The sequence below is a fragment of the Variovorax sp. AC103 genome (genome assembly GCF_979254005.1).
In genome coordinates this window covers 226,042-252,730 of record NZ_CEEDFC010000005.1, presented here as the reverse complement: position 1 = coordinate 252,730, position 26,689 = coordinate 226,042, and the positions used below count along the sequence as shown (strand labels likewise).

The window sequence follows — 26,689 nt, the reverse complement described above, 5'->3', positions numbered from 1 at the left end:
CGCGCCGCATCCAGGACCTGAAAACAATGACCGACAACGTAGTTCTCTTCGACGAAATCAAGACCGCTGGCGGCCAGCGCTTCGGCGTGGCCACGCTCAATTCGCCGGCCTCGCTCAACTCGCTCTCGGTGGCGATGGTGCGCCTGCTCACGCCCAAGCTGCGCGAGTGGGCGCAGGACGCCGGCATCGTCGGCGTGCTGCTGCAGGCCGCGGGCGAGAAGGCCTTCTGCGCCGGCGGCGACCTGCGCCAGCTCTACCAGACGCTGCTCGACTGCGGCCCCGAGCGCAACACCTACGCCGAAGACTTCTTCCGCGAAGAGTACGAGCTCGACCACCTGATCCACACCTTCCCCAAGCCCTTCCTGTGCTGGGGCCACGGCATCGTGATGGGCGGCGGCGTGGGCCTGCTGGCCGGCGCGTCGCACCGCGTGATGACGCTGCAAAGCCGCATCGCCATGCCCGAGATCAACATCGGCCTGTACCCCGACGTGGGCGGCAGCTGGTTCCTGCGCCGCACGCCGGGCCGCACCGGGTTGTTCCTGGCGCTGACGGCCGCGAACATCAACGCGCACGACACCATCTTCTGCGGGCTGGCCGACGTGCTGGTGCCGCAGGAGCGCAAGGGCGATGTGATCAACGCCATCGCCTCGACCACCTGGGCCGGGGAAGGCAAGGCCGACCGCGCCACGCTATCGCGCATCCTCGCCAAGGCGGGCGAGGGCGCGGAAATGCCGGTGTCGAAGGTGCGCGAGCACTACGACACCATCAATGCGCTGATGGCCGGCGACGACCTGCTCGACATCGCGAAGCGTCTGCGCGAACTGCAGAGCGACGACGCCTGGCTGCAGACCGCGGCCAAGACCTTCGCCAAGGGCGCGCCGAGCTCGGCCGCGCTGAGCTTCGAACTCTGGCAGCGCGTGTACCGCATGTCGCTGGCCGAGGTGTTCCGCCTGGAGTACTGGGCGTCGCTGGGCTTTTGTGCGCACAAGGACTTTGCCGAAGGCATTCGCGCGGTGCTGGTCGACAAGGACCGCAACCCGCGCTGGAGTCCGGCCACGCTCGAGGAGATCACGCCCGCCTTCATCGAAGACCACCTGCGCCCGCGCGGCGAGATGCCGGCCGAGCTCGCATCGCTGGTCTGACACTGCATTCATAAAGACGACGGAGACAAACACATGAAGATCGCATTCATCGGCCTGGGCAACATGGGCGGCCCGATGGCCCTGAACCTGCTCAAGGCCGGCCACACGCTCAGCGCTTTCGACCTCTCGGCGGAGGCCTGCAAGAAGTTCGCTGCCGCAGGGCTGCCCATTGCCAAGTCGGCCGCCGAGACGGTGGCCGACGCCGAGGTGGTCGTCAGCATGCTGCCGGCCAGCGCGCACGTCGAGGGCCTGTTCCTCGGCGGCGCGGGCAAGCCCGGCCTGCTCGACAGCATCCAGGCCGGCACGCTGGTGATCGACAGCAGCACCATCGCCGCGGCCACGTCACGCAAGGTGGCCGAAGCGGCCGCCGCCAAGGGCGTGGCGATGATCGATGCGCCCGTGTCGGGCGGCACCGGCGGCGCGATTGCGGGCACGCTGACCTTCATGGTCGGCGGTGACCCCAAAGACCTGGAGCGCGCACGCCCGGTGCTCGAGAAGATGGGCGCCAACATCTTCCACGCCGGCGCGGCCGGTGCGGGCCAGACGGCGAAGATCTGCAACAACATGCTGCTCGGCATCCTGATGATCGGCACGTCGGAGGCACTGGCGCTGGGCGTGGCCAACGGACTCGACCCCAAAGTGCTCAGCGAGATCATGCGCCGCAGCTCGGGCGGCAACTGGGCGCTGGAAAAGTACAACCCGATGCCGGGCGTGATGGAAACGTCGCCGGCGTCCAAGAACTACGCGGGCGGCTTCGGCACCGATCTGATGCTCAAGGACCTGGGGCTGGCGCAAGAGAACGCCACCGCCGTGCGCGCGGCGACGCCCCTGGGCGGGCTGGCGCGCAGCCTGTATGCGGCCCACAGCCTCGCGGGCCATGGCGCACTCGATTTCTCGAGCGTGCTGAAGCTGGTGCAGAAGCCTTCCTGAAGCTGCGCTCGATCAGCCGAAGTGGGCCTTCAGGCCCCACAGGATGCCGATCACCACGACGAACAGCACGAAGAACAGGACCCAGGCACGGGTGAACGCCTGGGTCTCGGTGATGGCTTCGGGCGCAGCCGCGGGGGGCGGGCTGGAGACGGCGGGCGGTGTTGGAGTCATTCCCGACTGTACCCCCCGCCAGCGCTGGCGACGGGGGCTTTCGTGAGGGATGCTCGAAGCGGCCCGTAAAAAGCCCTCTTCGTCAGGTCGCCGCAAGACAGCTTCGCCGACAGTCGAAGGGCAGGCCTTCCTGCCGCCGCAACGCCGGCGTGTCGCTCCCAGGACCCCCAAGCCTTCATGAAACTTCCAAGACACCGACTCCTGCGCCAGATGGTCGTGCGCCCGCGCCTGTTCATTGCCGCGGCCATCGCCATCGCGGTGGGTGTGCTGCTGCCGTCTGCCAACGAAGCGCACCTAGTCACGCGCCTGCTGATCGCCTGGAACACCGGCGCCTGCCTGTACGTGCTGCTGGCCGCGGTGATGATGACCCGTTCGACGCAGCAGCTCATGCGCGTGCGCGCAAAGTTGCAGGACGAGGGGCAGACCGTCATCCTCGTGCTGGTGGTGGTGTCGGCCATTGCGAGCCTGGCGGCGATCGGCGGCGAACTCGCGGTAGTGAAGGACATGCACGGCCTGGAGAAAATAGCGCACGTCGCGCTGGCCGGGCTCACCGTGGTGTCGTCGTGGGCCTTCACGCAGGTGATGTTCACGCTGCACTATGCGCACGACTACTACGCCGTCACGAGCCAGGGGCGCAAGCCCGGCATCCAGTTTCCGGACGACGACGCGCCGACCTACGGCGACTTCTTCTACTTCTCGGCGGTGATCGGCACGTCGGGGCAGACGGCCGACGTGGCTTTCGTTTCCAAGCCCATGCGGCGCATCGGCTCGGTGCATTGCATCCTGGCTTACCTGTTCAACACGACGGTGCTGGCCTTGCTCATCAACATCGGCGCGAGCCTGTTCTGAGCGCCATGGCACGCGCGCGCCACCGATTCGCCGCCGTCGCACTGCTGTGCCTTGCGCCCGCTGCCTGGGCGGACGACGACCTGGCCGAGCTGCCGTTCAAGCTCACGGTCGACGGGCAGTTCATCCGCCGCGCAGAACATGGTGCGGTTGTCGGTGGGCACGCGGTTCCAGGAAGTTTTCCCTCCCCATCTGGGGGAGGGCCAGGGTGGGGGCTCGACGGCGTGGAATGAAGCATGGCGCTTGTTCGAGGCGCGCCCCCATCCCGGCCTTCCCCCAGAGGGGGAAGGAGCCAGGACCAAGACCAAGACCAAGACCGAGAAACCAACCTCTACAGCAGCTCGATCCCCGGCAGGCTCTTGAAGCAACTCTCCCGCGTGATCCGCACGAAGTCCGCCAGCCACGGCTGCCCCGACGTGCCCTGCGTGCATGCCATGTACAGCCGTCCCGTCAGCCCCCTGGCGCCCACGCGCCGCGCCGTGACATAGCCGCGGTCCAGGTAGTTCTGCACCGCCCACAGCGGCAGCGTCGCCACGCCGCGCCCGCTGGCCACCAGTTGCAGCATCGCCACCGTGAGTTCCGTGGTGCGCCGGTGCGCGGGCTTCACGCCGGCGGGCGCGAGCACTTGACGCACGATGTCGAGCATCTCGTCGGGCACGGGGTAGGTGATCAGCGTCTGGTCGGCGAAGTGCCGCGCCGTAAGGTGCGCGCGGGCCGTGAGCGGGTGGTCGTTGGCCAGCAGCGCCATGATCTCGAAGCGGAACAGCGCGTGGTAGTCCACCGTTTCGTCGGGGTCTTCTTCCGACACGATGGCCACTTCGGCGCGGTTCTGCATTACCAGCGCAATGGGGTCGGGGTGGAAGCCCGAGACGATGTCGAGTTCGATCTCGGGCCAGCGCTGGCGGAACGCATCCATGGCCGGCATCAGCCAGTCGAAGCAGGTGTGGCACTCGACCACGATGCGCAACTGCCCGCTGCGCCCCAGCGCCAAGCGCGCCACATCGCGCTCGGCTTCCTCGATCAGCGGCAGTGCGGTGTCGGCCAGCTGCAGCAGCCGCAGGCCGGTGGTGCTGAACTGCGGCGGCACCGACTTGCGCTCGAACAGCTGGGCGCCATAGCGGTCTTCGAGCAGCTTGATCTGATGCGACAGCGCCGACTGCGTGAGGTTGAGCAGCTGCGCCGCTCGCACCAGGCTGCCGGTGTCGCGCAGCGCGATCAGCGTGCGCAGATGACGTATTTCAAGGACGGACTGCAACATGAAAATGATTCAAGCGAACGGGCAAAAGGTTTCGTTTGAATCATATTCCGTAAACGCAGACGATCGTGGATTCCCAAGATCAGCGACCGGACCACCTGCAATGACGACCCGTATCCACACCCTCGGCTTTCCGCGCATGGGCGCCCAACGCGAACTGAAGTTCGCCCTGGAGCAGCACTGGCGCGGCGAGATCGACCGCGCCGCGCTCGAAGCCGTCGGCGAGCAACTGCGCGCGCGCCACTGGCAGGCCCAGCGCGACGCCGGGCTCGACTTCGTGACGGTCGGCGATTTTGCGTACTACGACCATGTGGCCAACCACGTCCAGCTGCTGGGCTGCGAGCCCGCGCGCTTCGACTTCCGCGGCGACGAGCCCGAGCTGTCGCGCTACTTCAAGATGGCGCGCGGCGTGGAGGACGAAGTGGGCCACGTGCATGACGAAAGCTGCAGTCACGGCAACGAAGGCACCTTCGCGCTGGAGATGACCAAGTGGTTCGATACCAACTACCACTACCTGGTGCCCGAGTTCAACGCGGCCACGCAGTTCAAGCTCGCATCGACGCGCCTGTTCGACGAAGTGGCGCAGGCGCAGCAGGCCGGCCATGCGGTCAAGGCCGTGCTGCTGGGGCCGCTGAGTTTCCTGTACCTGGGCAAGGAGAAGGAAGCCGGCTTCGACCGCTTCTCGCTGCTCGACCAGCTGCTGCCCGTGTACGAGCAGGTGCTCGCGCGCCTGAAGCAGCAGGGCGTGGCGTGGGTGCAGATCGACGAGCCCATCCTCGGCCTCGACCTGCCCGAGGCCTGGCGCAACGCCTTCGAGCGCGCCTACTGGCAGCTCGCCCGCAGCGCGCCCAAGCTGCTGCTGGCCACCTATTTCTCGCCGCTGTCGGACAACCTGCGCCTGGCCTGCCAGTTGCCGGTGGCCGGCCTGCACGTGGACGCCGTGCGTTCGCCGCAGGAGCTGACGGGCGTGGCCGACTGGCTGCCGGCGCACAAGGTGCTGTCGGTCGGCGTGGTCGACGGGCGCAACATCTGGCGCACCGACGTCGACGCCGCGCTGGCCAAGCTGAAGCCGGTTGCTGAAAAGCACAAGGGCGAGCTGTGGATCGCGCCGTCGTGCTCGTTGCTGCATGTGCCGTTCAGCCTTGCGGCCGAGGCGAAGCTCGACGCCGAGCTGAAATCGTGGCTCGCCTTCGCCGTCGAGAAGCTCGGCGAGCTGCGGGTGCTGCGCGCCGTGCTCGATGGCGGCGAAGCCGCCGTCGCCGAAGAACTCAGGGCCGCCCGCGCTGCGGTCGCCGCTCGCCGCAGCAGCCTGCGCGTGCACCGCGCCGACGTGGCACTGCGCCTGGCGCGCAGCGTGGTGGGCGACGACGCCCGCACGTCGGTCTTCACGCAACGCCAATCGGTGCAGCGCACGCGCTTCGCTTTGCCCGCACTGCCGACCACCACCATCGGCTCGTTCCCGCAGACGGCGGACATCCGCGCCGCGCGCGCTGCCTTCAAGCGCGGCGAGCTCGACGCCGCCGGCTACCGCGAGAAGATGCGCGCCGAAATCGCGCTGGCGGTTCGCAAGCAGGAAGAACTGGGCATCGACGTGCTGGTGCACGGCGAGGCCGAGCGCAACGACATGGTCGAGTACTTCGGCGAACAGCTGGCCGGCTTCGCCTTCACCGCCAACGGCTGGGTCCAGTCGTACGGTTCGCGCTGCGTGAAGCCGCCGGTGATCTTCGGCGACGTGGCGCGCCCCGCCGCCATGACGGTCGAGTGGACCGCGTATGCGCAAAGCCTCACGAAGCTGCCGATGAAGGGCATGCTGACCGGCCCTGTGACCATCCTGCAATGGTCCTTCGTGCGCGACGACCAGCCGCGCGCCACCACCTGCGAGCAGATCGCCTGGGCCATTCGCGACGAGGTGGTCGACCTCGAAGGCGCGGGCATCGGCATCGTCCAGATCGACGAGCCCGCCATCCGCGAGGGCCTGCCGCTGCGCCGCGCCGGTTGGCCCGCCTACCTGAAGTCGGCCACGCGCGCCTTCCGCATCAGCGCCTCGGGCGTGCGCGACGAGACGCAGATCCACACGCACATGTGCTACTCAGAGTTCAACGACATCCTGCCGGAGATCGCGGCGATGGACGCCGACGTGATCACCATCGAGACCAGCCGCTCCGACATGGAGCTGCTGCGCGCGTTCGGCGGATCGGGCGGCCAGAACAACGCGGGGGGCTTCCGCTATCCGAACGAGATCGGCCCGGGCGTGTACGACATCCATTCGCCGCGCGTGCCGTCGGTCGACGAGATCGTGCGCCTCATGCGCAAGGCCGCGGCCGTGGTGCCCCACCAGAACCTGTGGATCAACCCCGACTGCGGCCTGAAGACCCGAGGCTGGCCCGAGACCGAGGCGGCGCTGTCGAACATGGTTGCGGCAGCGAAGCTGCTGCGCAAGGAACTCGCGGGGGCCTGACGGCCCGAGGGCCTCGGGGCCAATTCCACTGCCGATGCATGCGCGCCAATAATGGCGCCATGATTGCACTGAACCGCCTTTCTTCGCTCTTCGCGCCTCGTTGCTCCCTGTTTGTCCTTTTGTTCCTGGCCCCCTTGGTGGGCTGGGCGCAAAGCCGTGCCGAGGCGCTGCTGCAGTTCGAAGGCGTGCCGGCGCGCTACCAGGCGTCGTATGCGCCCGGCGCCGTCGCGCGCGGCGCGAAGGAACTGCTGGACCCCGACGACGCGGCCATTGCCGGCAAGGCGCTCAAGGCGCTGGACGCGGCCGCCTCGCGCGCATTCAATGCCAAGGCGTCGGTGGCAGCCATCCAGCAGGAAGTGGATGCCGCAGGCAAGGGCGCCGCCGCCCCCAGCCCTGAAGTGCGGGCTGCCGTGGCCCGCTTGGCGAAGCTGCGCACCGACTACGCCGCCATGAGCGAAGCCGGCAAGGCCGAGTTCTTCAACCGCGAACGCGCGCGCCCCGCCGACCCGGCCCGCACCGAGCTGCTCGAGCGCATGGCGGTGGGCGAAGTGCGCGAGATCGACTTCTCCAGCCAGTTGCTGATGAGCGCGGTGGTCAAGCAACTGGCGCGCGGCAACGGCGGCCAACTCAGCGGCCTGCCCGACAGCACGCTCGACATGGCGCTGGACACGTTGTGGTCGCGTGGCGTCACCTCCACGCGACCGCGCAACCTGATGACCGTGGCGCGCGAGTTCGAAAAGCAGATCACGCAGGCGCTGTTGGCGGCCTTGCCCGATGCCGACGTGGCCGCCCTGCTGGCGTGGCGCAACGACCCGCAGGCGGCGGCGGAGCGCGAGGCGCTGGTGGGCACCTACCGCGCCGAGGTCAAGGGCAGCGGAGGCGTCGCGCTGCGCACGCTGGTGCGCGCCTGGCCGCGGTCCTGAGTAGCGCTCAATGGCATGAAAAATGCTTGCATGGTCGGAGCATCATGACCGTTTGACATACCGAAAGGACAGTTGGGTTAGCGTCGTCAGAAAGTTCCTCTTCATTGTTTCAATTTCGTGAACACTGCGATTCGATTGAATAGGGTTTTCCCTAGGAATCGTCGTGCACACTTGGGCAACACAAAAGCCAAGTTAATAAGGAATTGATATGAAGACCTCGAAGATCGTCGCCGCCGCTGCCCTGTCCCTGCTCGCCGCCGCTGGCGCACACGCAGAAACCTACGAAGGCGTGCAAGCCATCACCTCCGGCTACAGCCGTGCCGACGTGGCACCGCAAGCCGTTGCTGCCGCTCGTGCCGGCAACGTGTACGGCGACGGCGTGTCGTCGACCGTGGCTCCCGCCCTGACCGCTTCGGCCGACCGTGCCACCATCCGCACCGAAGCCGTGGCCGCTGCCCACGCTCCTGGCCAGAACCTGCGTCGCGAATCGTTCGCCGGCAGCGTGGTGCCTGCTCAAGCCCAGGCCCGCACCTTCACGCGCCAAGCCGGCCTGTAATCGGAAGGCGGCGCAAGCCGCTTCGATTCAAGCCACGCGCCCCAGACCGGACCCTGCGAAAGCAGCGTCCGGTTTTTTCATGGGGCCGTGCGTCGGGTCCCGTGCCGGTGGCAGTCGGGCGCATGGTCGTCCACGACGCCCGTGGCCTGCAGCCACGCATAGACGATGACCGGCCCCACGAACTTGAAGCCGCGCTTCTTCAGCGCCGCCGACATCTCTTCCGACAGAGGCGTTTTCGTCGGCACGCTGCCGGTGCGGTTGACGATGGGTTTGCCGCCCGCCATGCCCCACACGAACGCAGAAAAGTCTTCGCCCGCTGCCTCCATGGCGAGGTAGGCGCGCGCATTGCCGATGGTGGCCTCGATCTTCGCGCGCGAGCGCACGATGCCCGCGTCCTGCATCAGCCGGTCGACATCGGCCTCGGTGAACTTGACGATCTTCTCCGGCACGAAGCCCTTGAACGCCTTGCGGAAGGCGTCCCGCTTGCGCAGGATGGTGAGCCACGACAGCCCGGCCTGGAAGCCGTCGAGCATGAGCTTTTCCCACAGTGCGCGGCTGTCGTGCTCGGGCACGCCCCATTCGGCGTCGTGGTAGGCCGCCAGCAGCGGGTCGGTCTGGGCCCAGGCGCAGCGGATCTTGTCGGTGCTGTTGCTCATTGTTCGGTTCGTTGCTCGGCTATCGTCGGGTGGTGTTCAGCATTGAGGGAGTCAGCTACATGCCGCATTTTCAATTTCCATTGTGGACCCTGTCGATGGGTCTCGTGGCCGTGCTCGGCCTTGGTGCGCCCGTGCACGCCGACGCGCTCAGAAAGCCCCAACTCGACCAGCTTGCCGCCGCATGGCAAGGCGGCAGGCGGCCCGCGAATTTCAACGCCTTTCTCGCTCAGGCCGCCAAGGCCCATCCCGCGCTGCAACCCGGCGTGGCCGCGTACCGGGCGAAGAAACCGCTCGCAGGAGACGACCTCGTCAACATCGCGCGCCTGCTCGGTTTGTACAACCGCCTGCAGAACCAGCAGGCCGTGATCGCGAGCATCGGCACCATGGTGGCCATTCCGACGGTGCGCAACGTGCAGGTGCCGCCGCACGAAAGCGCGCAGATCGCCGAGTTCGGCAAGCTGGTCGAAAAGATGGCGGGCGACTTCGGCCTGTCGTACCGCAACGTCGACAACCGCATCTTCGAAGTCAGCCTGAAGGGCATGGGGAGCGAAGAATTCGGCATCCTCACGCACGCCGACGTGGTACCCGCGGTGCTGTCCGAATGGGTGCTCGACGACGGCACCCGGCTCGACCCCTTCAAGATGACCCGTGTGGGCGACTTCCTGTACGGCCGGGGCACCATCGACGACAAGGGCTCCATCGCCGCCGTGCTCTACGCCATGAAGGCCGTGAAAGACAGCGGCCTGCCGATCGAGCGCAGCGTGCGGCTGATGATCGAGACCACCGAGGAAACCGGCGGCGACGCCATGCAGTACTACCGCACCAGGACCCAGCTGCCGGCCTACAACATCGTGCTCGACAGCAAGTATCCGGCGGTGGTGGCCGAGAAGGGCTCGGGCGCGCTGAAGGTGCTGTTCCCGGCGGAGCAGGCAGACGGCGCATCGACGGCCATCACGGCCATGACCGGCGCGGCATCGGCCAACGCCATTTCGCAGACGGCCACCGCCACGCTCAAGGGCGGCGACCTCGCCGCGGCGGCGGCGAAGCTCGAAGCCGCCAAGTCCACCTTCTTGCAGACGTACGAAGGTCAGGGCGGCAAGTTCGCCATCGACATTGCGCGCGGCGCCGACGCCATCGAAATCAAGGTCACCGGCGTCTCGGCGCATGGCTCGCGCCCCGAAGAAGGCGTGAACCCGCTTCCCCGCCTCGCGTTGTTCCTGCAGGAGTCGGGCGTGCCGCTGGCCGCCAACCACTACCTGAAGGCCGCGAAGTACATCGACGCGCTCTATGGCACCGGCTACCTCGGCGAGAAGATGGGGCTGGGCTACGCCGACGACTTCATGGGCCCGCTGACCTTCTCGCCCAATCTCGTTCGCACGGGCAGCGACGGCAAACTTGAAGTGACGGTCAACGTGCGCATGCCGCGCGGCCGCACGCCCGAGGAGCTGAAGGCGCAGGTCAGCGCGAAGATCGACGCGTGGGCGAGCACGAACGGCGTGAAGCTCGAAGTGGCCTACGACCAGGGCAACTGGATGGCGCGCGACCCCCGGGGCGCGTGGCTTTCGACGCTGTTGAACATCTACGGCGACACCACCGGACTGGAAGCCAAACCCGTGCCCACGGCCGGCAGCACCACGGCCAAGTTGATGCCCAACGCCATCAACTTCGGGCCCGCGATGCCTGGCAAGAAGTACACGGCGCACAACGCCAAGGAATACAAGGAAGTGCCCGACCTCGATGCCGACATGCAGATGTTCACCGAGATGCTGGTGCGCATTGGCAACCTCAAGCAGATGGACTGAGCGGCCCGCAGGCAAATCCCTTCAGCGCCAGCAACTCGTCCAGGATGGGGCACGCGGGTTGGTGGTCGCCCAGGCACAGGTCCGCCAGGCGCTCCAGCAGCCGTTTCTTCGTCTGAAGCGCCTCGATCTGCAATTCGAGGTCCTCGGTCCGGCTCACGGCAATGCGCTTCACGTCGCAGCTCGCGCGATGCGCATCCTGCCAAAGGGCGAGCAGGCGGGCGACTTCGTCCATCCCGAAGCCCAGGGCGTGCGCTCTTCGAACAAAGCGCAGCACGCAGATGTCCTCGAGCGTGTAGCGGGGCCCGGCGGCACCGGCCCGCTCGTCCGTCGCAATCAGGCCGCGCGCCTCGCATTGGCGAACCAGCCTTTGCGAGACGCCCGCGCGCGCCATGAGCTCGTCGATGCCGATCCCCAGGCGACGTGCCGGGGTACGTGGCACGGTTGCCGGTTCGGGCAATTCCGAACGCCGCTGTGGTGCATGGGTGCAAGGGTTCATCCGACCTCCTGTTGAAGAGCTTCGGAGTGTTCGGCCTCGCACGGTGTCAAGGTCAAGCGGCTGGCCCGCTTTCCCTTGGCGGCTGGAGGGAAATGCGAGGGCGACGAAGGAGGACTGGGACGAACCTCGGTCGGCCTACCGCAGGCCGCGTGCCTGCAGCGTGGCCTTCAGCCGCCGCACCTCGTGCTGCAGATCGAGAATCAGCGCGGCCGCATCGAGCCCCACGCCGAAATCGCGCTCCAGCCGGCGCGCTTCCAGCGCATGCTGCAGGTCGGCGCTGGAGAACTGCCAGCGCTCGGGCGGGGTCTGGGCCTCGGTCGTCTCGATGTGCAGGATGCCGACCTCGACCAGCTGCACGACCCAGGCGGTGTCCGCGCCCACGGCGTGCGCCAGTTCGGCGGCCGCCAGCGGTTGCGAGGCGCTGATGGCGGTGGCGGTTGTGAGGGTGAAATTCACCATGCTCAGGCTCCCAGATGCTGGCGTGGGTTGAACGATGCCGTGGCCTTGGCCAACTGCTCATAGGCCTGGCGCGCGTCTTCGCTGTCGGCGGGCGGCAGCGCAATGTCCAGAAGCAGGTACAGGTCGCCGGGCGTCTTGCCCGCGAGCCCGCGGCCCTTCAGGCGCAGCTTGAGGCCGCTGCGCGCGTTGCGCGGCACGGTCACCTCGACCACGCCGCCGGTGGGTGTGGGCACCTCCACCTGCGCGCCCAGCGCCGCCTCGGCGGGCGTGACGGGCAGCGTCATGTACAGGTCGCGTTCTTCCACGCGGTACAGCTTGTGCGGCGCGATGCGCACCTCGAGGTACAGGTCGCCCGCGGCTTCGCCGCCGTGGCCGGGCATGCCTTGCCCCGCGAGCCGGATGAACTGGCCCGGGTGCATGCCCGGCGGGATCTTCACGCTGAGCGTGCGGTTCTCCAGTTTCGGATGGCCCTGCGCGTCGACGGTCTGCGCGCGCAGCGTGATCTCGCGCTCGGCGCCGTTGAGCGCGTCTTCCAGCGAGATCTCGATGGCCGCGTGGTGGTCTTCGCCGCGCGCGCGAAAGTTCTGCCGCGCGGCGCCGCGGCGCTCGGCGTCGCCGAACATCGAGGCGAAGAACTCGCTGAAGTCCGCATGGTCGGCCGGGCCCTGGCGCGGGCCGCGGTGAAATTCGTAGCCTTCGTCCCAGCCGGGCGGGGGCTGGAAACCGCCTTCGGGGCTGCCGCCGCGCGCCACGCGGTCGGCCAGGGCGTCGTAGGCGGCGCGCTTTTCCTTGTCGCCCAGCACGTCCTTCGCCTCGTTGATGTCGCGCATGCGCTTCTCGGCGTCGGGCTCCTTGCTGACGTCGGGGTGGTATTTGCGCGCGAGCTTGCGGTAGGCCTTGCGCACCTCGTCGTCGGACGCGGTGCGTTCGATGCCCAGAGCGCTGTAGTAGTCCTTGAAATCCATGGTGTGTGGCTGTTCGTTGGGTGGACGGCTTGGCGGGTTCCGGGCGCTGTGGGCTTGGGGGCAGTTTTACGCCAGGGAGGCCTCGCCGTCTGCATGCCGCAGCAGCGGCGTAACCGCCCATGTGGGGCCGGTGCGCTGGAAACGCAATGGCTGCGCGTTGCCAAGCACCGTGAAATCGACCGGCACTCCCAGCAGCGCGGCCAGCACATACAGCGTGCCGCCGTGCGCCACCACCAGCACCGGCGCGGGTTGCTGCAGCGCCGCGTCGAGCGCGGCGCGCTTGCGGCTGACGAACTGCGCCAGCGTTTCCCCGCCCTCGGGCTCGCAGGCCCAGTCGATGTTCGCCGACGACGTGCCGATCAGCGCGCCGAAGTTGCGCTCGCGCAGCGTTTCATGCGCCGTGGGGGTGAGGCGCAGCGCGGCGGCCACGGTGTGCGCGGTGTCGAAGGCGCGCCGCGCGTCGCTGCACACGATGGTGCGGATCGGCTCGCCCGCCAGCAGCTCGGCGGCGCGCGCGGCCTGCTGCAGGCCCAGTTCGCTCAGCGGCTCGTCGGGCGCCTGGAACACGCGCAGCGCGTTGCGCCCGGTCTGGCCGTGGCGCAGAAAGTAGAAGTGGTCGCAGGCCGGCGCGAGCGGCTGCGCCTGCGCAAGGCGCACCAGCTGGTCGAGCCCGCCTGCGGCGGTGTGGGAGGAAGGGTTCTGTGTGGACATGGATTCCGAATCAATAGGCCCGCTCAGTACCGGCTCAGTAGGCCAGCTGCAGCGGCTTGCCTTCGCGCTGCGCCTGCACGTCGGCCGGGTGGAACGGCAGCGGATGCCACTGCTTGGCCGCGAACAGCGGCAACTGGTCGTAGGCGCGCGGCGAAGCCGGGTCGCTGCTCTGGCCGTAGGTGAGCAGACCTTGGGCCACCGGGCCGCTCGCGTCGAAGGTCACGACCTGGATGTAGCTGCTGCCGTAGTTGACGTTGTAGCCCTTCGGATCGATGAGCGACTGCCCCTGCGACTCCAGCTTGTTGAGCACGCCCTCGAACTCGTCGCCGCCGTGCAGCGCGATCTGCTGGCCGCGCACCAGGCGCGACTGCGGCACGCCCAGCGCCACGTCGGCCGCGAAGCCGGCGGTGCGCAGCGTGGTCACCGCGTCGCCGACCGCCTTGAAGACGGCCTCGCGCGTGGCGGGCGTGGCCATGTCCAGCCCGGCCGGCGTGGTCACGGGTTGTGCGGGGTCGAAGGGCTGGCGCCACACCTTGGGAACGTCCTTGGCCTTGCGCCAGAACTCGCGGAACAGCGCGGCGCCCTTCGAATCGGCGTTGCTGGTGCGGTCCCACGCCGTCAGCACGCGGCAGCCCTGCGCCTGCTCGACGCTGAGCGAGGTGCCCGCGCTGGCACAGGCGGCCCGCAGGTCGTCCATCACCAGCATGCCGGCCAGGTTCCTGTCGCGGAAGATCACGCTGCGCAGTTCGGTCGCGCCCATGCGGTTGCCCGCCAGGCCGTCGCTGCCGGCAAGGCGGCCTTCGATTTCCATGATGGCGCTGCGCGTGCGCAGCCGCTGCGGCACGCCGATGGGGCCGACCAGCGGAGAAACCCCCGCCATCGGCGCCACGCTCGGGTTGGAGAGCCAGAAGCTGTCGTTGCTGTTCTGCACGTAGTCGGGCGTTACCAGCACCGGCATGCGCGCCGGCGCGATGATGCCGGGCGCGGCGGCCGTGGCGTCGCGGTTCCAGGCGCAGGCACTGCGCGAGCCGTCGAGCACCGGCAGGCCGGCCGCGTTGAGCAGCGCCGCGGCGGCGGGCGAGGGCGCGCAGGCGCGCAGCATGTCGGCCGACACGTCGGGCACCACCGACAGGTCGGCGTACATGGCGTTGCCGTCGCGGTCGGCAGCGATGGTGTTGATCCACGGCATGCCCTGGTTGCCCATGGCGGCGCGCAGTTCGCCCACATTGCGGGCCAGGGCCATCTTCATCCAGCTCTCGGCCGATCGCACGTTGAGCGTGTTGGCGTCGCGGATGGCGTAGGCCTTCTGCGCGGTCCAGCCCAGGCCGGCGCGCGGCAGCGAGATGACCGGGCCCCAGTCGGTCGCGTAGAAGGTGTGCTGCGCGGGCGCGCCGCTGCCGCCGGTGGCGGCGTCGGGCAGCACCACGGTGCGCGCGACCATCTTTTTCGGCTGGCCGTCGACCCAGTACACGGTTGGGTCGGCGGGGTCGAGCTTGAGCTCGTACAGCGTGAAGCGCTTGCCGGTGGACACCGTGTGCGTCCAGGCCACGTCCTTGTTGAAGCCGATGGACACCACCGGGCTCAGGCCGCCGGTGGCGCCCATCACGTCGAGCTGGCCGGGAATGGTCAGGTGCATCTGCCAGAAGCGGTTGGTGCCGTTCCACGGGAAGTGCGGGTTGCCCAGCAGCAGGCCCTTGCCGTCCGGCGTGGCGTTGCGCCCGAAGGCCCAGCCGTTGGAGCCCATCTCGCCGCCCTCGGGGTTGGCGTTGAAGCTGTGGCGGCCGATTTCGGCCACGGCTTCCTTCAGGTCGACGGGCGCAGCGCTGGTCCTGGCGCCCGGTGCTGGCGGCACGGCGGCCAGCACGGCGCCGGCCAGCGCGCCCAGGCCGCCCTGGATCATCGATTGCTCCGTGGCGCGCGACAGGTCCGCCATGGTCATCGGCCGCACCCAGGGCTTGCCGCGGCAAGCGGCCGGCAAACCGTTCTGGCCGGCGTCCTGCAGGTAGCGGTTGTAGCCCGCCACGTAGCCGCGCAGCGCGGCCTTCACGTCGGGGCCGGTGGTGGCGCCGGCGCGTGCCAGCGCGGCGTCGTCCATGTGGTAGCGGATGAACAGGTCGATCTGCGCGTTCGGCATGCGGCCCAGCCCCAGCTCGCCGGTGTTCTGCGCGCCCAGGAACTGCGAACGGTCGCCGCGCAGCGTGAGCAGGTGCTCGGCGGTCTGGCAGACGTTGTCCTGTGCGTGCGCGTAGGCGCTGCCGTAGGCCAGGCCTTCGTAGTCGGGCGCCGTGATGTGCGCGATGCCGAAGGTGGTGCGCTCGATGGTCACGTTGCGCCCGCCGGGCGGCGGCGCGCTGGCGCAGGCGGCCAGCAGGGTGGCTGCGCCGACGGCAAGAACCGTCAGAGAAAACCGGGGAAAGGAGCTTGTCTTCTTGGGTGTCATGGTGCGGGCGTGTTGTTATTTGAAAAAATCGGCAAGCCGATTAAAGGGCGTGCCCGCCGCCGCGTCTGTCACCGTTGCGGCACGCCGCGCGCTGTTCAGCCGAACTTCATGCCCTTCGGGCGGGCCTGCAGCCGGTCGATGTAGGCGTCGATCTTCGGCCGGTTCGAGCGCCCGCCGAACGCGCGGTGCCAGATGAACATGGAGCCGATCATCACGTCCGCCGCGGTGAACCGCGCGCCGAACAGGTACGGCCCTTCGCCGAGTTCGCGCTCCACCGCATCCTTGGCGTGCTCGAAATCGGTCCAGCCGCGCGCGCTGTTGTTGCTGCGGATCTTCATCAGGCTGTCGCCCATCGCGGGCTCCAGCTGCGACGTCGAATAGACCATCAGCGACAGGTAGCGCCCGCGCTCGGGCGAACCCACCGGCGGTGCGAGCCGCGTGTGGGGAAACTTCTCGGCCACGTACATGCAGATGGCCGCGTTCTCGAAGACGCGCGTGCGCCCGTCGACCAGCGCGGGCAGCTTCCCGGCAGGGTTGATCTGCAGGAACTCGGGCTTCTTGTGTGCCTGGTCCTTGATGAGCGTGGTGACGATCTCGTAGTCGACGCCTGCCTCGTCGAGCATCCACTTGGCCACCTGCGAGCGGCTGTGCGGGTCGAAATACAGCTTCATGAGCCTGTCTCCTTCGTCGTGAAAACTCAGAACTTGGGAATGCGCAAGGTCTTGCTGATCATGAGCGTGCCCGACAACGCGAACATCAGCGTGAGCGGATGCAACTGCCACGGCCCGACGACCCATGCGCCGCCCCACAGCGCGCTGCCGATGTGGCCCTGCCAGGCCGCGTACGCCAGCACGCCGACCAGCACCACGCTGGTGGGAATGGGTGTGCCCTCGAAGTACTTCACCTTGTTCGCGCCTTCGGACAGCGACTCGGCCGTCACGTTGTAGCGCGCGAGCCGGCTCACGCCGCAGCACACGAAGTAAACCAGGATGGCGCAGTCCCAGCCGCCGTTCAGGCCGGCCGCGAAGCCCAGAGCGGCGGGCGCCACGCCGAAGGAGATGATGTCGGCCAGCGAATCGAGCTCGCGCCCGAGCGCCGACTGCGTCTGGCGCCAGCGCGCGATGCGTCCGTCGAACACGTCGAAGATGAAGGCCGCCGGTGCCAGTGCCGCCGCCCACAGGAACTGCGTGAGCGACTGGCTCGCCATGTAGGCCATCGCCAGGAACACACCGCCCACCCCGCATGCGGCATTGCCGAGCGTGAATACATCGGCCAGGTGGAACTCCCGGATCATCGAGAAGTGCTTGCGCACGGGGGAAGGCGTGGTCATGAAGGGGGAGGTCTCGGAAACGGTGAATGGACCGCACCTTAACCCAAGCGCGGGGCGCCTTTTGTAGTCGCGGTCCGACGAAAAGCCGGCGAGCCGCGGCGGCCGGGCCCGCCGCTGCAGGCCCGGTCAGACGCCCTGGTGCGCTTCGACGATCCGCGCGAACCGCCCGAGCAGTCCGGCCGCCGCGTCGGTCGGCGTCACGCGCTCGCGCAGCGCGGACGGGTCCGCGCCCTCGCGGCGCAGCTCTTCGGCCAGCATGTCGATGTAGGCGCGCATGGTGTCGGCGTCGAACTCGGGATGGAACTGAAGTCCCCAGGCGTTGTCGCCCGCGCGAAAGGCCTGCACCGGCTCGTGGTCGTTGCCGGCGAGCCGCACCGCGCCCTCGGGCAGCCGCAGCGCGCTTTGCCAGTGCACCACGTTCGCCGCAAACTGCGCGGGCATGCCGCGCATCAGGTCGTCGGTGGCGGCGGCGTCGTCGAGCGTGACGCCCACGGTGCCGACCTCCGCGCCCTGTGGGTGGTTGCCTGCCTCTCCGCCCAGTGCGTGCGCCAGCAGCTGGTGGCCGTAGCAGATGCCCAGCACCGGCGTGTGGCGCGCCACCAGTTGCGCGAGCCAGGCGGCGGTGGTTTCGCTCCAGGGTTCGCGGTGCGACACCATCGCATGCGAGCCCGTCACCACCACGCCCGACACCGCGCCTGCATCGGGCAGGGTGTCGCCCCGGCGCGGGTCGACCACCACGATCGGCAGCGCCTGCGTGCCGAGCCCGTCGGCAATCCAGTGTTCGAAGTCACCGCGCTGTGCGCGAAGGGCTTCGAAGGTGCTTCCGACCTTGACGATGACGAGCGGATGAGGGGGCGTGTTCTGCATGCTCGCGATCATGCCGCAGCCTGAAGGCCCAACTTGAGTGCTCGGGTTCAGCGCCGGGTGCCGCTGTGCAGCAGCAGGTCCATGAACGCCCGCCCCACCGGCGACGGCGACCGGCCCGCCCGCGTCACCAGCCCGATGGGCCGCGACATGGCGGGCCGTTGCAGCGGCACCGTCACCAGGTCGTCGTTGCGCGTGAGCTGCAGCGCCAGCCGCGGCAGCGCCGTGATGCCCAGTCCCGCGGCGACCAGCGCGCCGGCCGCGGCCACGCTCGGGTATTCCAGCGCCGGCACCACCTGCAGTCCGCGCTGCAGAAAGGCCGCGTCGGTGATCGGGCGGATGCTGCTGTGAAAACCGCTGGCGATGAAAGGCCTTGTCGCAAACACCGACCATGCCACCGAGGCCCTGCCCGCCAGCGCATCGTCGTGCCGGCACAGGAGCACGAAGGGGTCGTCGATCAGGTGGCGGTACAGCATGGGCTCCTGCGGCGCGGGGCGCACGGTGATGCCGAAGTCCGCGCGGCCCTCGTCCACCGCGCAGCGCACCTGGTCGGCCGGTCCCTCGATCAGCGAGAACGTCACCTGCGGGTGGCTCTGGCGAAACGCGGCGATCGCATGGGGCAGCAACGCAACACCCGTCGAGGGCAGCGCGGCGATGGTGAGGTGCCCGCTGCGGCCCTCCAGAAACTGCGACAGCTCGCTGAACGAGCTGTGGAAGTTCTCCAGGATGCGCAGCGCGATCGGCAGCAGCTCGCGGCCTGCGGGCGTGAGCGCCACGTGCCGCGTGTCGCGGTCGAACAGCCGCGCGCCGGCCAGTTCCTCGACGATCCGGACCGTGCGGCTCAGCGCGGGCTGCGACACGTGCAGCGCGAGCGCGGCGGCGCGAAAGTTCAAGGTATTCGCCACCTCGGCGAAGGCCTCCAGTTGCTGCAGCGTGATGTCGATTCGCATGGACTCGGCCCGTCGGGATTGATCCGTTCAAGTTATCACAGATATACAAATATTCGTCTTCCCAGATCAATGGCCGGAGACCAGACTTGCGGCCATCGAACAACGGGAAAGGCCCGGCCCAGGGCTCGAGACATGCAAAAAATACTGGAAGGCATCCGGGTGGTGGAACTCGGGCAGGTGCTGGCCGGACCGTTCGCCGGCGCGATCCTCGCGGACCTGGGGGCCGACGTCGTCAAGCTCGAGCGCACAGAGGGCGGCGACGACGCGCGCCACATGGGGCCTGCCTTTCGCCATGGCGACGCGCTCAACTTTCATGTGTTCAACCGTGGCAAGAAGTCCGTCGCCATCGACCTCAAAAGCGCCGAGGGCATGGCGGCGTTCGAGCGGCTTGCCGCGCAGGCCGACATCCTTGTTCACAACCTGCGCCCCGGGGTCACGCGATCGATGGGCATCGACGGTCCCACGCTGTGCGCGCGCCATTCGCGCCTGGTCTACTGCGAAATCTCCGCCTTCGGCCACACCGGGCCGCTCGCCATGCAGCCGGGCTACGAGCCTCTGATCCAGGCCTTCAGCGGCCTGTCGAGCATCAACGGCGGCCCGGACGATCCGCCCATGCGCACCGGCGCCTCGGTGTGCGACCAGGGCACGGGCATGTGGGCGGTGATCGGCGCGCTGGCGCTGCTGCAGCGCCGCCATGTCACGGGCAAGGGCGGCGTGGTCAGCGCATCGCTGCTCGAAACGGCGCTGGTCTGGACCGGCCAGAAGGCCGATGCCTATGCCAACGAAGGCCGCCTGCCGGAGCGCCACCGCTCGGGCCATCCGGGCTTCGTGCCCTACGAATCCTTCGACACCGCCGACGCGCCGCTGCTGGTGTGCTGCGGCAACGACCGGCTGTTCGCCAAGTTCGCCCACGAGCTCGGGCGCGACGACTGGACCGCCGATGAGCGCTTTGCCACCAACCGGCTGCGGCTGCGCCACAAGGCCGAACTGTTCGCGCAGGTCGTGCCGCTGCTGCGCGCGCAGACCCGTGCGCAGTGGACCGCGCGCTTCACTGCGGCCGGCGTGCCCTGCGCGCCGGTGCACACCGTGCCCGAGGCCATCGCGCATCCGCAGGTCGAGGCGCTGGGCATGCTGCAGGCCGTGCCGGGCGAAGACTTCAGGCTGACCGCGCTGCCGTTGTCGATCGACGGCGTGCGCCCGTCGCACCGCGTGGTCGCGCCGCGGCTGGGCCAGCACAACGCGGAGTTCGGCGCACCCGTTCAACAGCCACGGCAAGGAGATGCGAATGTCTGACCTTCCACGACGCGCGCGTCTGCACGAGGAAGGCCCGCGCGAGGGCTTCCAGATGGAGGCCCGGCACATTGCCTCGGCCGACAAGGTGCGCCTGATCGAGGCGCTGGCCGGCACGGGGCTCGAAGAGGTGCAGTGCGTGTCCTTCGTCAACCCGGAGCGCGTGCCCGGCATGGCCGATGCCGAGCTGGTCGCCCAGTCGATCCGCAAGCGCGAAGGCGTGCGCTACACCGGCATATGGCTCAACCTGCGCGGCATGCAGCGCGCCATGCGCACGCAGCTCGACATCGAAGGCGCCATCACCACCAACGCGTCGGAGGCCTTTTCGATACGCAACAGCGGCAAGAGCCTGGCCGCGCTGCGCGACGCCCAGCGCGAAACGCTCGCCTACTGTGTAGACCGCCGCATTCCGGTCACGCGCGGCATCGTCACCACGGCCTTCGGCTGCAACCTCGAAGGTGCCATTTCTCCTGCCACGGTCGTCGAGCGCGTGGCGCAGATGCTCGACGTGATGGCCGAGTTCGGCTTGCGCGTGCCCATTCTCCGGCTCGCCGACACCGTGGGCTGGGCCCAGCCCAACGCCATCGCCTCGGTGGTCGGTGCCGTGCGCGAGCGCTGGCCCGACCTGCGGCTGGGCCTGCACCTGCACGACACGCGCGGCACCGCCATGGCCAATGCGCTCATGGGCCTGCAGATGGGCATCGACACCTTCGACAGCGCCTGCGGCGGCCTGGGCGGCTGCCCGTTCGCGGGCCACACCGGCGCGGCCGGGAACATCTGCACCGAAGACCTCGCCTTCATGTGCGAGGAGATGGGCATCGAGACCGGCGTGGACCTCGACGCGCTCATCGATTGCGCACGGCTGGCCGAGGAGATCGTCGGCCACCCGCTGCCGGGCAAGCTCATGCGGGCCGGCACGCTGGCGAGGTTCCGGCGCTGAGCCGGGCGAAGAAACCAGAAAAAAGACATTCCACAGGAGACCATACCGTGCCGACTTTCTTCTTCCGACTGGTTGCGCCGGCGGCGCTTTGTGCGATGGCGCTGGCCGCCGGCCCCGTGCACGCCCAGGCGTACCCAAGCAAGCCCATCACCATCGTCGTGCCCTTCGGCGCGGGCAGCGGCACCGACCAGCAGGCGCGCAGCATGGCGCAGGCGCTGGGCGCCGAGTACAAGGTGCCCGTCATCGTGGACAACCGGGCAGGGGCCAGCGGCTTCATCGCCGCGCAGTACGTGGCCAAGGCCGCGCCCGACGGCTACACGGTGCTCATGACCACCAACACCACGCACGCGGCCAACGAGCACCTGTTCAAGAAGCTGCCCTACGACCCGGTGAAAGACTTCACCCCGGTCACGCTGCTGTCCAAGGGCCACATGCTGCTGCTGGTGAACGCCGATTCGCCCATCAAGTCCGTGGCCGAGCTGATTGCCGCGGCGAAGAAGGCGCCCGGCAAGCTCAACTTCGGCAGCGGCAGCTCGTCGAGCCGCGTGGCCAGCGAACTGCTCAAGCAGATGGCGGGCATCGACGTGGTCAATGTGCCGTACAAAAGCAACCCGCTGGCCATCACCGACCTGCTGGGCGGGCAGGTCGATTTCATGTTCGCCGATGCACCCACCGCGCTGCCCCAGGTCAAGGGCGGCAAGCTGCGCGCGCTGGCCGTCAGCGGCAGCAAGCGGCTGGACGCGGTGCCGGCGCTGCCGACGGTGGAGGAGGCCGGCGTGAAGGGCTACGACATGTCGTACTGGACGGCGGTCTACCTGCCGCCGGGCGTGCCCGCCGCCGTCACGCAAAAGCTCAATGAAATGATGATCAAGGTCTCCGCCGCGCCCGCCGTGGCGGCCTACCAGGCGACCACCAGCGGCGAGGCCGTCACCAGCACGCCCGAAGGGCTGGCGAAGTTCCAGGCGGCCGAATCGCAGAAGTGGGGGCGGGTGATTCGCGCGGCCGGCATCGAGCCCGAATGACGATGCACCGCGTGGGGGCGTGCGCGCAAGGCTCGCCGGGCGGGTGCGCTGCGGCTACAGTTGGCGCAACTCTCGTCACCCCCCACCCCATGCGACCGATGCGCTCCCTGGCTTTTTTCCTGTCGATCTTCGGCGCCGCGCTGGGCGCGCACGCGGACGTGGTTCGGTGCACGGATGCCAGCGGGGCCATCTCGTACACCAACGTCGCCTGCCCGCCCGGGAGCAAGCAGGCGCGGCCCGTGCAGATTCTCACGCCGCCGCCGGCCGATGAAACGCGCCGGGATTACACGCCGGCGCCCGTCGCTGCGCCGCCGCCGCCCAGCCAGGTCGCCGGCAACCCGCCCAACCCGCCTTCCGGCCCTGCCGTCATCCCGCGCTACCCCGCCGACACCCAGCCCGCGGCAGACCCGCCGCCCGTCTACATCCTGGGCCCGGACCCATATGACGACCGCGTGCGGCCCGTCCGCCGGCCGCCACCCCACCTGCGCGACCCCGGGCCGCCCCCCGGCAAGCGGCCCTGCCAGAACCTGGCGGGCATCCAGCGCAGCAACTGCTGAGCGGCACGCAGCATGAGCGAAACCGTGCCTGCGGGCACGCCGTGGACCGTGTACTGCGACGGCAGCGCCATGCCGAACCCGGGCCGCATGGGCGTCGGCGCAGTCATCACCGCGCCCGACGGCACGCGCCACACGCTCTCGCGGGCCACGCACACCACCGGCTGCAACAACGAGGCCGAACTGCTGGCTTTGACCCTGGTGCTGCAAGACCTGCGTGAGCGCGGCGCGACCGCCGTGCGGGCGTACAGCGACAACAGCACGCTGGTCGAACAGCTCGTCGGGCCCCAAGCCAGACCCATCGCCCGCCTGGCCGGCCTGTTCGACGAGGCGCGCGCCTTGCTCGGCGGGTTCGACGACGCGCGCGTGCACTGGATTCCGCGCCACCGCAACGCAGAGGCCGATGCGCTCGCCCGTGGCGCGCTGGGCTTCGGACCCAAGCCGCCGCCGCGGCCCCAGAAGAAGCGTCGATAGAAGGGCAGATGGACAGCCCTCGCGCGGCAGGGCGCCCGGGAGCCCCTATCATCACGCGCCATGACAGAAGCCACTTCCCGCCCACCCCTTCCCGACCACCTCTCCAGCGACCCGCGCAGCCCGCACCACCTGGCGGCCGCCTTCGAGAACGACATCGGCATTCGTTTCAACGGCAAGGAACGCCTCGACGTCGAGGAATACTGCATCAGCGAAGGCTGGGTCAAGGTGCCCGCCGGCAAGACCGTCGACCGCAAGGGCAAGCCCCTGCTGCTCAAGCTCAAGGGCACCGTAGAAGCGTTCTACAAGTAAGCCAGCAAGCCGTTTTTTCAATCGATCAGCGCCACTGCAGCAACAGCGACCAAGGCTGGCGGCTCATGTGGCGATCGATGCAGCCTGCCACGCCAGGCGTCGGCGCGCATCCCTCGGGCAGGTAGCTCGGGTCCAGCACCAGGGTGCCCGGCGCAAAGTCGAGCCGGCGCCGCGTGACCGACTGCAGCACGTTGCCGCCCACCGTGTCGAAGCCCGAGGCATCGACGCTCACCACCACATCGCAATGCATCGGCAGCGCCTCGCCGCCGACGTCGCGCGTGGCCAGCACCTCGCCGATCTTGTCGAAGGTGTCCAGCCCGGCGCCCGCGCCGCGTGCCTGGCACACCAGGTCGCCCACGCGCGGCGTCGTACGCGTGAGGTCGCACGCGCGCAGGGCATAGCGCGTGGGCCGGCCTGCTGCCTCTTCGACGCCCGCCTGCCACGCCGCCCCGGCGTAGTCGACATGTGCCTCCGAGAAAACGAACTCTTCTTCGGCCAGGCCGGCTTGGCGTGCGAGCCAGCTGATGAACGCGGCGGACCAGGGCGTGTCGATGACGGAGGCGCGGGCCAGCGCGACCTGCACGGCACGCAGCTCGGTGGACTCCAGCCCCTCGTCCGGGCCCACGCCCATGCCCTGCAGCCGCCCGGACGTCGCCTCGTTCAACGCCTGCATCAGCAGGTGCCGGTTGGCGGGGCGCAGCGCGCCGTAGCGCACCTGCGTGGGCAGCCGCGGGTCGACGGCCTCCCAGTAGCCGAGCACCCGCTGCCAGGGCGCGAGGCCCGGGACGGTGCGGCGCGTGTCCTCGGCCTCGGAGTCGCCGGCTTCGGTCATGCGGCCTTCGGCATCCATGGTCTGGGCGCCGAAGGCCTGGTGCTCCTGCACGGCGAAGGTCGCCATGGCGAGGGCGCGAGAGGGGGAGGGGCGTTGGGTGGCGGTTTCGGTGCAGATTGGGGCAGCGGATGCCGGGCCCGAGAAGGCCAGCCAGAGGGTGCACGCCAGCAGGGGCAGGCTGCCGCGAGACGCGCGAGGGAGCTTGTTGGAAGGCGGCATGTGGCGCGAGCATAGCTGTGCGGGGGCGCTCCATTCCGCGGCGCACGCTGGCGGAATCCAGCCGACCAGTGCCGCGCGTGGCCAAGGCAGCTGTTGCCAAAGCGATCGAGCGCTGCCGGTGCCGTGAACCGGCACATCGATGTGGCGTCGATCAAACAATCCAGCCATATGCCGGTCGGGGCGGCCTTCGCGTGCCGTGCCTGCACGTCGGCGCCTTCTGGCTTTACGGGTAATCAATCCGTATTCGAAATTCAACGGCATCAATTCTTTTACCTGCACCGTTCTCGTGTGTTGCGTCGATCAATTGAACGGGTAACCGAAAGCGTATGAGCGCGCAATTCATTTAATTTCGATCAGTTTCATTACTGCGGGGAACAAGTCCGGCCAAACTTCATCTGGGCAGGCCGTCGAAGCGTTGTCAACACGCTCCACAGGCAATCGAAGACCTCGAACAAAGGCCATATGACACACACCAAGAGATACGCGAATGCCGTGGCCTTCGCTTTGACTGTGGCACTGGGCGCATGCGGCGGTGGGGGCGGCGGAGGAGGAGGTGGTGGTGGAGGTGTCGGCATCGGCGCCGTCCTTCCGGTCGCCGGTTCCAGCAGCACCAGCGAAGCCGCCCCGTCGTGCGACGCACCGGCGATCACGTCGCAGCTGCCGGCCGCCAGCGCGCTGAATGCGCGGGCCAAGTGCCTGGAGCTGAACACCCCCTATGTGCCGCCGCCGGGCGATGTTCTCGAGCACAACACCTCGGGTTACGCCAAGAGCATGTGTTCGGCCGTGTTCATTTCCGGCATCGATCCCGCGGTCGCTGCCGAAAGCCTCGGGTACTTCGTCGGGCCCTATGCGCAGCGAAAGTTGGTGGGCACGCCCGTCGTCGACCGCAGCAAGAAGGAAGTGCGTATCTCGATTCCCAGTGGACCGACGCTGGTGGCGCGTTACTTCGGTTCCCAGGGCTGCATCACGCTGCCGGCGGGCAAGGACGATGTCTTCTTCAAGCCCGTCGAAGTCAAGAGCGCGTTGGCCGCCGCAAACACCCTGCCTTGGCCCATGGGGGACGTCTTGCCGTCCGATCCGCTGCCCGCCGAGGTCGACGTTTCCAAGGTCACGCAGGCGCTCGACGCCGCCTTTGGAAACCCGGAGGCTTACACCTCCGCGGTCGTGGTGACGCACAAGGGGCGCATCGTCGGTGAACGGTACCAGGCCGGTGTGGGTGTGACGACGCCGCTCGAATCATGGTCGATGGGCAAGAGCGTGACCGCCACGATGCTTGGCGTGCTCATGCAGCAGGGTGTCTATCAGCTCGATCAGCCTGCCCCGATTCCCGAGTGGCAGGGCGAAGGAGACGGCCGAAAGCAGATCCGCATTTCCGACATCCTGCACATGTCGAGCGGCCTGCGGATCAAGGCGCCGGACGACCCGGACTTCGACCCGAACGGAACCTACCCGGACCACATTTATTTCTACACCGGCAGGATCAATGCGTTCAACTACGCCGCGACACGGCCGCAGCAATGGCCCGCGAACACGGTCGGGCGCTACCGCAACACGGATCCGGTGCTCGCCAACTACCTGGTGCGACTTGCGGTGGAGAAGCGCGGCGAGGAATACCTTTCGTTCCCGCAGCGAAGCATCTTCGACAAGATAGGCATTCGGTCGATGGTGATCGAGACAGATCCCTACGGCAACTTTCTGACCCAGGGCTATGACTTCATGTCTGCGCGAGATTGGTCGCGGCTGGGCAACCTGTATCTGCAGGATGGCGTGTGGAACGGCGAGCGAATCCTTCCCGAAGGATTCGTCAAATTCGTGAGTACCGTCGCTCCCGCATGGGCCGCGGACAAGCGCCCCATCTACGGCGGCTTCTTCTGGATCAATGGCACCGGCGCGCTGGCCGTGCCCACCTCCGCCTACTACATGCTGGGCGCCGCGGGTCAGTACGTGGTCGTTGTGCCATCGCATGACCTTGTCGTTGTGCGGATCGGCTACTCCAAGGGCGAGCGGTTCGCCACCTCTACGCTGAACCAGGCATTGGGGCTGCTGACGAGTGCGGTGCCGCGCACGCGTTAGCGTGTCGGTCGCATCGCCGCTG

At 68.4% G+C, this 26,689-nt stretch carries 28 protein-coding genes; 14 read left to right on the top strand and 14 right to left on the bottom strand.

The annotated features are described in order from the left end of the window. Nucleotides 1-26 precede the first annotated feature (26 nt). On the top strand, nt 27-1,142 hold the full coding sequence (locus AC0IYU_RS09780) for an enoyl-CoA hydratase/isomerase family protein (RefSeq protein ID WP_472115800.1): 1,116 nt from the start codon (nt 27-29) through the stop codon (nt 1,140-1,142). A gap of 33 nt (nt 1,143-1,175) precedes the next feature. Further along, nucleotides 1,176-2,072, top strand: coding sequence for a 3-hydroxyisobutyrate dehydrogenase (gene mmsB / locus AC0IYU_RS09775; RefSeq protein WP_472115797.1), 897 nt, complete (start codon nt 1,176-1,178; stop codon nt 2,070-2,072). Nucleotides 2,073-2,084: 12 nt separating this feature from the next. On the opposite strand, the gene AC0IYU_RS09770 is transcribed toward mmsB, so the two are convergent. Next, nucleotides 2,085-2,243, bottom strand: a complete 159-nt coding sequence (locus tag AC0IYU_RS09770) for a hypothetical protein (protein ID WP_472115795.1) — start codon at nt 2,241-2,243, stop codon at nt 2,085-2,087. Nucleotides 2,244-2,420: 177 nt separating this feature from the next. On the opposite strand from AC0IYU_RS09770, the gene AC0IYU_RS09765 reads away from it, so the two are divergent. Beyond that, nucleotides 2,421-3,092 carry a DUF1345 domain-containing protein gene (locus tag AC0IYU_RS09765; RefSeq protein WP_472115792.1) on the top strand — a complete coding sequence of 224 codons (672 nt, stop codon included), beginning with the start codon at nt 2,421-2,423 and terminating at the stop codon, nt 3,090-3,092. On the opposite strand, the gene AC0IYU_RS09760 is transcribed toward AC0IYU_RS09765, so the two are convergent. Further along, complete coding sequence (locus tag AC0IYU_RS09760; RefSeq protein ID WP_472115790.1) at nt 3,032-3,253, bottom strand: hypothetical protein; 222 nt, start codon at nt 3,251-3,253, stop codon at nt 3,032-3,034. The genes AC0IYU_RS09765 and AC0IYU_RS09760 overlap by 61 nt on opposite strands. 167 nt (nt 3,254-3,420) lie before the next feature. Beyond that, on the bottom strand, nt 3,421-4,347 hold the full coding sequence (locus AC0IYU_RS09755) for a LysR family transcriptional regulator (RefSeq protein ID WP_472115787.1): 927 nt from the start codon (nt 4,345-4,347) through the stop codon (nt 3,421-3,423). Between the two features lie 100 nt (nt 4,348-4,447). On the opposite strand from AC0IYU_RS09755, the gene metE reads away from it, so the two are divergent. The 3 genes from metE (at nt 4,448) to AC0IYU_RS09740 (ending at nt 8,281) form a co-directional block, all read left to right on the top strand. Next, nucleotides 4,448-6,802: a 5-methyltetrahydropteroyltriglutamate--homocysteine S-methyltransferase gene (metE, locus tag AC0IYU_RS09750; RefSeq protein WP_472115784.1), complete on the top strand. Its 2,355-nt coding sequence runs from the start codon at nt 4,448-4,450 to the stop codon at nt 6,800-6,802. Nucleotides 6,803-6,861: 59 nt separating this feature from the next. Further along, entirely contained in the window at nt 6,862-7,725 is an 864-nt protein-coding gene (locus tag AC0IYU_RS09745) for a hypothetical protein (protein WP_472115782.1), read from the top strand. 208 nt (nt 7,726-7,933) lie between these two features. Next, the gene (locus AC0IYU_RS09740; RefSeq protein ID WP_472115779.1) at nt 7,934-8,281 is read left to right on the top strand and encodes an alpha/beta hydrolase; all 348 of its coding nucleotides are present in this window, start codon (nt 7,934-7,936) and stop codon (nt 8,279-8,281) included. Between the two features lie 77 nt (nt 8,282-8,358). Here the strand turns inward: AC0IYU_RS09740 and AC0IYU_RS09735 are convergent, their stop codons facing one another. Next, nucleotides 8,359-8,937: a DNA-3-methyladenine glycosylase I gene (locus AC0IYU_RS09735; RefSeq protein ID WP_472115776.1), complete on the bottom strand. Its 579-nt coding sequence runs from the start codon at nt 8,935-8,937 to the stop codon at nt 8,359-8,361. Nucleotides 8,938-8,996: 59 nt separating this feature from the next. Here AC0IYU_RS09735 and AC0IYU_RS09730 point away from each other — a divergent pair, with 59 nt between their 5' ends. Beyond that, complete coding sequence (locus tag AC0IYU_RS09730) at nt 8,997-10,739, top strand: dipeptidase (protein WP_472115772.1); 1,743 nt, start codon at nt 8,997-8,999, stop codon at nt 10,737-10,739. Here AC0IYU_RS09730 and AC0IYU_RS09725 read toward each other — a convergent pair. The 9 genes from AC0IYU_RS09725 to AC0IYU_RS09685 all read right to left on the bottom strand — a co-directional run bounded on the left by AC0IYU_RS09725 (nt 10,723) and on the right by AC0IYU_RS09685 (nt 18,954). Further along, complete coding sequence (locus tag AC0IYU_RS09725; RefSeq protein WP_472115770.1) at nt 10,723-11,235, bottom strand: MerR family DNA-binding protein; 513 nt, start codon at nt 11,233-11,235, stop codon at nt 10,723-10,725. The genes AC0IYU_RS09730 and AC0IYU_RS09725 overlap by 17 nt on opposite strands. A gap of 135 nt (nt 11,236-11,370) precedes the next feature. After that, nucleotides 11,371-11,694, bottom strand: a complete 324-nt coding sequence (locus AC0IYU_RS09720) for a chaperone modulator CbpM (RefSeq protein ID WP_472115767.1) — start codon at nt 11,692-11,694, stop codon at nt 11,371-11,373. A gap of 2 nt (nt 11,695-11,696) precedes the next feature. After that, nucleotides 11,697-12,659: a DnaJ C-terminal domain-containing protein gene (locus tag AC0IYU_RS09715; RefSeq protein WP_472115764.1), complete on the bottom strand. Its 963-nt coding sequence runs from the start codon at nt 12,657-12,659 to the stop codon at nt 11,697-11,699. A gap of 66 nt (nt 12,660-12,725) precedes the next feature. Continuing rightward, nucleotides 12,726-13,370, bottom strand: a complete 645-nt coding sequence (locus AC0IYU_RS09710; protein WP_472115761.1) for a histidine phosphatase family protein — start codon at nt 13,368-13,370, stop codon at nt 12,726-12,728. 34 nt (nt 13,371-13,404) lie between these two features. Continuing rightward, a complete protein-coding gene (locus AC0IYU_RS09705) occupies nt 13,405-15,810 on the bottom strand; it encodes a penicillin acylase family protein (protein WP_472115758.1) in 2,406 nt (801 codons plus the stop codon). A 95-nt stretch (nt 15,811-15,905) separates the two neighbouring features. Next, on the bottom strand, nt 15,906-16,481 hold the full coding sequence (locus AC0IYU_RS09700) for a glutathione S-transferase family protein (protein WP_472115755.1): 576 nt from the start codon (nt 16,479-16,481) through the stop codon (nt 15,906-15,908). Between the two features lie 26 nt (nt 16,482-16,507). Beyond that, nucleotides 16,508-17,140, bottom strand: a complete 633-nt coding sequence (locus AC0IYU_RS09695; protein WP_472115753.1) for a CDP-alcohol phosphatidyltransferase family protein — start codon at nt 17,138-17,140, stop codon at nt 16,508-16,510. 126 nt (nt 17,141-17,266) lie between these two features. Beyond that, entirely contained in the window at nt 17,267-18,007 is a 741-nt protein-coding gene (locus AC0IYU_RS09690) for a glutamine amidotransferase (protein WP_472115750.1), read from the bottom strand. Nucleotides 18,008-18,054: 47 nt separating this feature from the next. After that, on the bottom strand, nt 18,055-18,954 hold the full coding sequence (locus AC0IYU_RS09685; protein ID WP_472115747.1) for a LysR family transcriptional regulator: 900 nt from the start codon (nt 18,952-18,954) through the stop codon (nt 18,055-18,057). A gap of 132 nt (nt 18,955-19,086) precedes the next feature. On the opposite strand from AC0IYU_RS09685, the gene AC0IYU_RS09680 reads away from it, so the two are divergent. The 6 genes from AC0IYU_RS09680 to AC0IYU_RS09655 all read left to right on the top strand — a co-directional run bounded on the left by AC0IYU_RS09680 (nt 19,087) and on the right by AC0IYU_RS09655 (nt 23,543). Further along, the gene (locus AC0IYU_RS09680; protein WP_472115743.1) at nt 19,087-20,247 is read left to right on the top strand and encodes a CaiB/BaiF CoA transferase family protein; all 1,161 of its coding nucleotides are present in this window, start codon (nt 19,087-19,089) and stop codon (nt 20,245-20,247) included. After that, nucleotides 20,240-21,184: a hydroxymethylglutaryl-CoA lyase gene (locus AC0IYU_RS09675; RefSeq protein ID WP_472115741.1), complete on the top strand. Its 945-nt coding sequence runs from the start codon at nt 20,240-20,242 to the stop codon at nt 21,182-21,184. The genes AC0IYU_RS09680 and AC0IYU_RS09675 overlap by 8 nt, the downstream gene beginning before the upstream one ends. Nucleotides 21,185-21,279: 95 nt before the next feature. Then, nucleotides 21,280-22,206 (top strand): Bug family tripartite tricarboxylate transporter substrate binding protein, encoded by a 927-nt coding sequence (locus AC0IYU_RS09670; protein ID WP_472116150.1) that lies wholly within the window; start codon nt 21,280-21,282, stop codon nt 22,204-22,206. Between the two features lie 98 nt (nt 22,207-22,304). Then, complete coding sequence (locus AC0IYU_RS09665) at nt 22,305-22,763, top strand: DUF4124 domain-containing protein (protein ID WP_472115738.1); 459 nt, start codon at nt 22,305-22,307, stop codon at nt 22,761-22,763. 12 nt (nt 22,764-22,775) lie between these two features. After that, a complete protein-coding gene (locus AC0IYU_RS09660) occupies nt 22,776-23,234 on the top strand; it encodes a ribonuclease HI family protein (protein WP_472115735.1) in 459 nt (152 codons plus the stop codon). Between the two features lie 60 nt (nt 23,235-23,294). Beyond that, nucleotides 23,295-23,543 carry a DUF3297 family protein gene (locus tag AC0IYU_RS09655; RefSeq protein WP_435439288.1) on the top strand — a complete coding sequence of 83 codons (249 nt, stop codon included), beginning with the start codon at nt 23,295-23,297 and terminating at the stop codon, nt 23,541-23,543. Nucleotides 23,544-23,568: 25 nt separating this feature from the next. Here the strand turns inward: AC0IYU_RS09655 and AC0IYU_RS09650 are convergent, their stop codons facing one another. Beyond that, a complete protein-coding gene (locus tag AC0IYU_RS09650) occupies nt 23,569-24,441 on the bottom strand; it encodes a DUF2272 domain-containing protein (protein ID WP_472115733.1) in 873 nt (290 codons plus the stop codon). Nucleotides 24,442-25,056: 615 nt separating this feature from the next. Here AC0IYU_RS09650 and AC0IYU_RS09645 point away from each other — a divergent pair. Beyond that, on the top strand, nt 25,057-26,667 hold the full coding sequence (locus tag AC0IYU_RS09645; protein WP_472115731.1) for a serine hydrolase domain-containing protein: 1,611 nt from the start codon (nt 25,057-25,059) through the stop codon (nt 26,665-26,667). Nucleotides 26,668-26,689: the final 22 nt, after the last annotated feature.

Bases quoted from the DNA above. Each gene is read 5' to 3' on its own strand.
- AC0IYU_RS09780 (WP_472115800.1), top strand. From the start codon at position 27: ATGACCGACAACGTAGTTCTCTTCGACGAAATCAAGACCGCTGGCGGC.
- mmsB (WP_472115797.1), top strand. From the start codon at position 1,176: ATGAAGATCGCATTCATCGGCCTGGGCAACATGGGCGGCCCGATGGCC.
- AC0IYU_RS09770 (WP_472115795.1), bottom strand. From the start codon at position 2,243: ATGACTCCAACACCGCCCGCCGTCTCCAGCCCGCCCCCCGCGGCTGCG.
- AC0IYU_RS09765 (WP_472115792.1), top strand. From the start codon at position 2,421: ATGAAACTTCCAAGACACCGACTCCTGCGCCAGATGGTCGTGCGCCCG.
- AC0IYU_RS09755 (WP_472115787.1), bottom strand. From the start codon at position 4,347: ATGTTGCAGTCCGTCCTTGAAATACGTCATCTGCGCACGCTGATCGCG.
- metE (WP_472115784.1), top strand. From the start codon at position 4,448: ATGACGACCCGTATCCACACCCTCGGCTTTCCGCGCATGGGCGCCCAA.
- AC0IYU_RS09745 (WP_472115782.1), top strand. From the start codon at position 6,862: ATGATTGCACTGAACCGCCTTTCTTCGCTCTTCGCGCCTCGTTGCTCC.
- AC0IYU_RS09740 (WP_472115779.1), top strand. From the start codon at position 7,934: ATGAAGACCTCGAAGATCGTCGCCGCCGCTGCCCTGTCCCTGCTCGCC.
- AC0IYU_RS09735 (WP_472115776.1), bottom strand. From the start codon at position 8,937: ATGAGCAACAGCACCGACAAGATCCGCTGCGCCTGGGCCCAGACCGAC.
- AC0IYU_RS09730 (WP_472115772.1), top strand. From the start codon at position 8,997: ATGCCGCATTTTCAATTTCCATTGTGGACCCTGTCGATGGGTCTCGTG.
- AC0IYU_RS09725 (WP_472115770.1), bottom strand. From the start codon at position 11,235: ATGAACCCTTGCACCCATGCACCACAGCGGCGTTCGGAATTGCCCGAA.
- AC0IYU_RS09720 (WP_472115767.1), bottom strand. From the start codon at position 11,694: ATGGTGAATTTCACCCTCACAACCGCCACCGCCATCAGCGCCTCGCAA.
- AC0IYU_RS09715 (WP_472115764.1), bottom strand. From the start codon at position 12,659: ATGGATTTCAAGGACTACTACAGCGCTCTGGGCATCGAACGCACCGCG.
- AC0IYU_RS09710 (WP_472115761.1), bottom strand. From the start codon at position 13,370: ATGTCCACACAGAACCCTTCCTCCCACACCGCCGCAGGCGGGCTCGAC.
- AC0IYU_RS09705 (WP_472115758.1), bottom strand. From the start codon at position 15,810: ATGACACCCAAGAAGACAAGCTCCTTTCCCCGGTTTTCTCTGACGGTT.
- AC0IYU_RS09700 (WP_472115755.1), bottom strand. From the start codon at position 16,481: ATGAAGCTGTATTTCGACCCGCACAGCCGCTCGCAGGTGGCCAAGTGG.
- AC0IYU_RS09695 (WP_472115753.1), bottom strand. From the start codon at position 17,140: ATGACCACGCCTTCCCCCGTGCGCAAGCACTTCTCGATGATCCGGGAG.
- AC0IYU_RS09690 (WP_472115750.1), bottom strand. From the start codon at position 18,007: ATGCAGAACACGCCCCCTCATCCGCTCGTCATCGTCAAGGTCGGAAGC.
- AC0IYU_RS09685 (WP_472115747.1), bottom strand. From the start codon at position 18,954: ATGCGAATCGACATCACGCTGCAGCAACTGGAGGCCTTCGCCGAGGTG.
- AC0IYU_RS09680 (WP_472115743.1), top strand. From the start codon at position 19,087: ATGCAAAAAATACTGGAAGGCATCCGGGTGGTGGAACTCGGGCAGGTG.
- AC0IYU_RS09675 (WP_472115741.1), top strand. From the start codon at position 20,240: ATGTCTGACCTTCCACGACGCGCGCGTCTGCACGAGGAAGGCCCGCGC.
- AC0IYU_RS09670 (WP_472116150.1), top strand. From the start codon at position 21,280: ATGGCGCTGGCCGCCGGCCCCGTGCACGCCCAGGCGTACCCAAGCAAG.
- AC0IYU_RS09665 (WP_472115738.1), top strand. From the start codon at position 22,305: ATGCGCTCCCTGGCTTTTTTCCTGTCGATCTTCGGCGCCGCGCTGGGC.
- AC0IYU_RS09660 (WP_472115735.1), top strand. From the start codon at position 22,776: ATGAGCGAAACCGTGCCTGCGGGCACGCCGTGGACCGTGTACTGCGAC.
- AC0IYU_RS09655 (WP_435439288.1), top strand. From the start codon at position 23,295: ATGACAGAAGCCACTTCCCGCCCACCCCTTCCCGACCACCTCTCCAGC.
- AC0IYU_RS09650 (WP_472115733.1), bottom strand. From the start codon at position 24,441: ATGGCGACCTTCGCCGTGCAGGAGCACCAGGCCTTCGGCGCCCAGACC.
- AC0IYU_RS09645 (WP_472115731.1), top strand. From the start codon at position 25,057: ATGACACACACCAAGAGATACGCGAATGCCGTGGCCTTCGCTTTGACT.